This window comes from Streptomyces murinus, from assembly GCF_002154555.1.
In the GTDB taxonomy this organism is placed as follows: Bacteria; Actinomycetota; Actinomycetes; order Streptomycetales; family Streptomycetaceae; genus Streptomyces; species Streptomyces murinus.
Genome location: NZ_MUNF01000709.1, coordinates 1 through 1,415, shown reverse-complemented (window position 1 = coordinate 1,415; position 1,415 = coordinate 1). Strand labels below are relative to the sequence as shown.

2 protein-coding genes are annotated in these 1,415 nt (G+C 74.3%); both read right to left on the bottom strand.

The features are described from left to right. Window positions 1–20 precede the first annotated feature (20 nt). Complete coding sequence (locus CCN72_RS33555; RefSeq protein WP_244174607.1) at window positions 21–1,034, bottom strand: 3-oxoacyl-ACP synthase III family protein; 1,014 nt, start codon at window positions 1,032–1,034, stop codon at window positions 21–23. Window positions 1,035–1,037: 3 nt separating this feature from the next. Beyond that, window positions 1,038–1,415, bottom strand: a 378-nt coding sequence (locus tag CCN72_RS33550; protein WP_244174606.1) for an acyl carrier protein, incomplete at its 5' end; no start/stop codon positions are given.

The window sequence follows — 1,415 nt, the reverse complement described above, 5'->3', positions numbered from 1 at the left end:
GAATCGGGGCGTCCATGGGCTCAGACCTTCTCAAGGCACACCCCCGTACTGATCCATTTGCTGGACTCCACCGCCAGGGCGAGTGCCCGTTCGCCGGGGCGGGCCTGCTCGGCGACGCGGTCGAGCTGGTGGAAGGGCAGCGCGTTCCCGGTGTTGCCGGTGTCGGTGACGCAGCTGATCTCGCGGGCCGCGGGCAGGGCGAGCCGGTCGAGGATCCGCCGGGTCATGTTCCGCGACAGCTGGGGCGGCAGCAGGTAGTCGACGTCCCCCGGCTCCCAGCCCGCCAGTTCCAGCATCTCCCACAGCGCCACGGCGGCCATTTCCGGCACGGACTCCTCGATCGCCTTGTAGTCCTCGGTGACGGCGGGGCCCTCCCGCGGGGTGGCGCTCGCGCCGTACCAGTTGACGACCTGGCCGGGCGCGCGGCCCTGCCCGGAGAACCGATTCAGCACCGCGCGCACGGCAAGCCGGTCGCCGAGCGGTTCCGCGGTGAGCGCGGCGGCGCCGGCACCGTCCCCGAACAGCACGTAGTTGACCAGTTCGGCGGGCGGACGGCGGGCCGCTCCCGGGCGCAGATCCAGGTGCCGGTGCGTGACGTCGCCGCCGATGACCAGGCCGGCCGCCGCGTCGCCGGCGAGCAGGGAACGGCCGAGCCGCAGCGCTTGCAGCGCGCCGGAGCAGCCGGCCTGGAGCTGGTAGACGGGCAGGTGGCCGAGGCCCAGCAGGTCGGCGACCTCGGTGGCCGTGGTGGGCAGCAGCCGGTCCGGGGTGGCCGTGGCCAGGACGAGGAAGTCGACGTCGGCGGAATCGAGTCCGGCCCGGTCCAGCGCCTCGCCAGCCGCGCGGGCACACAGCCCGGCCAGGCTGCCACGGACCTCCCCGGTGTCCAGGTCGCGGGCGAAGTGCCGGAAGCGGGTGCCGACGAATACGTCCATCCACTCCGCGCTCACGCCCAGCGCGCGGCCGAGCGTTTCGTTGTCCACGGGTTCGCCGGGCAGCGCGGTCCCGGTCCCGGCGATGAACACGGACGACACGGATCACTCCTTTCCCGGCGTCGCGCCGGCCGGAACGAGCCCGGCCAGATGCACGGCCAGGGAGTCGATGGAACGCAGCGCCGGAATCAGATCCGGCACCGCCAGCTCGCCCACCTGGGGCAGCCGCGCCTCGATCCGGTCCTTCAGCTGCATGATCATGACCGAGTCGAAGCCGAGGTCCTCGTAGAACCGGGCCCCCCGCGTCAGCTCGCCCGCGGGATATCCACCGACCTCGGCCACGGCCCCCACGACCGCCTCGACGACGACCGGCTCCGCCCCCGGGCCTCCCCGGCCGCCTTCACCCCGGCCGCCCCCGGCCGGGGTGAAGGCGGCCGGGGAGGCCCGGGGGCGGAGCCGGTCGTCGTCGAGGCGGTCGTGGGG